This is a genomic window from Methanobrevibacter sp., from assembly GCF_045126245.1.
Taxonomy (GTDB): domain Archaea; phylum Methanobacteriota; class Methanobacteria; order Methanobacteriales; family Methanobacteriaceae; genus Methanocatella.
In genome coordinates, this window is record NZ_JBGVOG010000019.1 from 1 (window position 1) to 3,600 (window position 3,600).

The window sequence follows — 3,600 nt, forward strand, 5'->3', positions numbered from 1 at the left end:
TTGTCTTCACAGTCAAGTATTAAAGGATATTTGTCAAAGTCTTCAATTAAGTGGGCATAAGCCTTACCCTTATCATGCTCAGTCAGGATTTCATGTGGAGTCATTGGAGTATCTTTTTCAAGTGCAACGAAAGCGTTCGCATCCTTTTCTGTTGCAATGTATTTGAATGGAGCTTTAACAACGTCAGCATTGTGAATACCGATAGCTACTTTTTTCCTGTCTCTTCCGATTACCCAGTGAAGGTTTTCCTGGAAATCCATGATGTATTTGAGTTTGTCTCCGGCAAAATCAACATTATCGATTTTCGCAAATCCGATGTAAGGTCTGATTTTGGCAACATCTGCGTCCACTTCAACATATTCGCCGGAATCTTCAACCTTATAGTCAGGCAATCCGGTTTCCTGACCGATAAATCCCTTAAAAGATCTGGCTACACCTTCAACTGATAGGTTATCCGGACGGTTTGGGAAGAACTCGACTTTAATTTCTTCATCGTCAAAGTCTTCAATATCACTGGACATCATAGGTAAAGTGTCTATCAGTTCATCTTTTTCCATATCTATTCCTAAATCTTTTAAATCCTGATATTTAAATGTAATAACTGGCATTCAATAACTCCAATAAACTATTTTTATAATCCAAATATTATAATAAAGAATAGAGATTCAACAACAAAGTGAAGGGCTCTATGTTCTAATTCCCCCATATTGCGTATGAGTACTGTATGGGTTATGTCAATTACAAAATGAATGAGGGCCGCTAAAATTCCTACAATTGGATTTAAGAAGACTATTGAGAGAACTACAAGATGAAATCCCGCTTCCATTATTTCATGAGCCAGCCAGGTTTGCCAGGTTGTTTTGGTGGTTTGCTGAATCAACCCTCCTAAAACTATGTAGAAGTTATTTAAAACTTTCCACATGAGTGTTGTGTGCAATATATCACTGATGGCCAATACAATAGCAACATAAAACCATAATAAATGCATTTTAAACAGTCCTTTTATTTTTTTAATTTAGAATATTATTATTTATTAATTTTTGTATATAATATAATTATCTATTATTTAAATATCGATTACTTAATATTTTTAAATAATAAAATACATAATTAATAATATTATTTTTATTTAATATTTTAGGAGAAAATATATGTCAAACGAAGAGATTCCTAAAGACTATGATTTTAAAAAAGAAAAAGAATGGGAGAAGAAATGGGAAGATGAAAACATCTACAAATACATTGGAGATGGATCTCGTCCTAGATATGTAATTGATACTCCCCCACCATACCCGACAGGTGCAATTCACTTGGGACACGTATTGAATTGGGTTTACATTGATATGAATGCAAGATACAGAAGACAAAAAGGCTTTGACGTTTTATTCCCGCAGGGATGGGACTGCCATGGTCTTCCAACTGAAGTAAAGGTTGAAGAAACTCATAACATCAATAAGAATGATGTTTCAAGAGCTCAATTCAGACAATATTGTATTGATTTAACCACTAAAAACATTGCAAGCATGAAAGCGGATATGAAAGCAATGGGTTATTCACAGGATTGGACTCGTGAGTTTGTGACAATGAATCCTGAATACATGAAAAGAACTCAATACTCATTTTTAAAAATGTATGGAGACGGATTGATTTATCAGGGAATTCACCCGGTAAACTGGTGTCCTCGCTGTCAGACAGCTATTGCCTTTGCGGAAGTAGAATATTCAGACAATACCACATTCTTAAACTATGTTAACTTCCCTCCGGCTGTTGAGGATTCATATGATGATATTGCATCATCACAAAAATCCGGCAAACAGGCAGACCCTAAGGATGAAGGCATTTTGATTGCAACCACCCGTCCTGAATTGATGTCTGCATGTGTGGCGGTTGTAATACATCCGGAAGATGAAAGGTACACTCACCTTTTAGGAAAATATGTGGAAGTGCCTTTATCTCACCAAAAAGTAAAGATTATCGCTGATGAAGAAGAAGACCCTGAATTCGGTACAGGTGCAGTAATGATTTGTACATTCGGGGATAAGACTGACGTAAGTTGGGTACAGAAATACGATTTGGAAATCATTAACGCAATCGATGAGACCGGTACATTAACCAGTGCCGCAGGAAGATATGAAGGAATGGATTTGCAGACCTGTAAAAAACAAACCATTGAAGACTTGGAAAGCGAAGGCTACTTGTTAAAGCAGGAACAGGTCGACCAGAATGTAGGGCAATGCTGGAGATGTAAAACCCCTATTGAAATTCTTGTCAAAAAGCAATGGTTCGTAGCTGTAAGGGATTTAATCGAAAAAACCAAAACTGCAGCAGATGAGATGAAATGGGTGCCTGAACACATGAAATCCCGTATGGTAAACTGGGCCGATTCCATGGAATGGGACTGGTGTATTTCAAGGCAAAGAATATTTGCAACTCCAATTCCGGTATGGTACTGTAAAGACTGCGGAAAGGTTATTTTGCCTGATGAGGAAGACTTGCCTATTGATCCGACTGTGGACAAGCCAAAGCACGCATGTGAATGCGGATGTGAAGAGTTTATTCCGGAAGAGGACGTTTTGGATACCTGGATGGATTCATCTATTTCCCCGTTATCCATTGCAGGATGGCCGGATGAGGATTACGTTAACCATTTCCCATCAAATATCCGTCCGCAAGGTCACGACATCATCCGTACATGGGCATTTTACACTACTTTAAGATGTTTGGCCTTAACCGGTCAAAAGCCATTCGATGATATTGTAATCAACGGTATGGTATTCGGTGAAGACGGAAACAAAATGAGTAAGTCAAGGCCGGAATTCGTAGTCGGACCGGAAGAGGTCATTGAACAGTACGGTGCGGATTCCCTGAGAACCTGGGCTGCCAACAGTGTTCCTGGATCTGACGTGATATTTGACTGGAAAGACATTAAGCATGGTTACAGATTCCTAAGAAAATTCTGGAATGCATTCAGATTCATCAGCATGCAGATTTTCGATGAGGAAGTTGCATATGAAGAGGTTAAAGATAATTTAGGACCTTTGGATTTATGGATCTTATCCAAATTGAACAATCTCAACGTCACTGTTAATCAGGCCTTTGCAGACTATAACTTTGCAGAAACAATCACATCAATCGAAAGATTCTTCTGGCATGATTTCTGTGATGAATACATTGAAGCCGTAAAATACAGGCTATACACCGATGTCAGTGATGAATCAAGAAAAGCTGCAAAATACACCTTAAGAACCGTTGTTGAAACTTCACTGAAATTATTGGCTCCAATCGCACCGTTCTTTACTGAAGAGGTTTACCAATACTTTGGAGATGAATCAATACACAACACCTTATGGCCTGAAGTTTATGATGAACTGATAAGTGAGGAAATGGAAACAAAAGGTGAAACTACTGTTGAGTTGATTGATGAGGTAAGAAGATTCAAATCAGCTTCTAAAATCCCATTGAATGCGGAACTTGCTGAAGTGAATGTATACACTTCAGATGACTCATTAGTTGAAATCTTCAATGAATTCAATGACGATATCAAGGGAACCTTGAAAATTAATGATTTAGCAATCAGCTCCGGAAAACCGGAAGTTCATG

Annotated in this window: 2 protein-coding genes and 1 pseudogene; 1 reads left to right on the top strand and 2 read right to left on the bottom strand. The window is 37.9% G+C overall.

The window, feature by feature from the left end; translation table 11 throughout:
• Both ACJMLZ_RS01360 and ACJMLZ_RS01365 read right to left on the bottom strand, forming a co-directional pair.
• Positions 1-608, bottom strand: a pseudogene (locus tag ACJMLZ_RS01360) (phenylalanine--tRNA ligase subunit beta); the annotation flags it as partial.
• A gap of 23 nt (positions 609-631) precedes the next feature.
• Positions 632-988, bottom strand: a complete 357-nt coding sequence (locus tag ACJMLZ_RS01365) for a hypothetical protein (protein WP_405303594.1) — start codon at positions 986-988, stop codon at positions 632-634.
• Positions 989-1,151: 163 nt separating this feature from the next.
• On the opposite strand from ACJMLZ_RS01365, the gene ACJMLZ_RS01370 reads away from it, so the two are divergent.
• Positions 1,152-3,600: valine--tRNA ligase (locus tag ACJMLZ_RS01370; protein WP_405303595.1), on the top strand; the 2,449-nt coding region annotated here is incomplete at its 3' end.

Excerpts from the sequence above, each read along its gene's own strand:
- ACJMLZ_RS01365 (WP_405303594.1), bottom strand. The coding sequence starts at position 988 with ATGCATTTATTATGGTTTTATGTTGCTATTGTATTGGCCATCAGTGAT.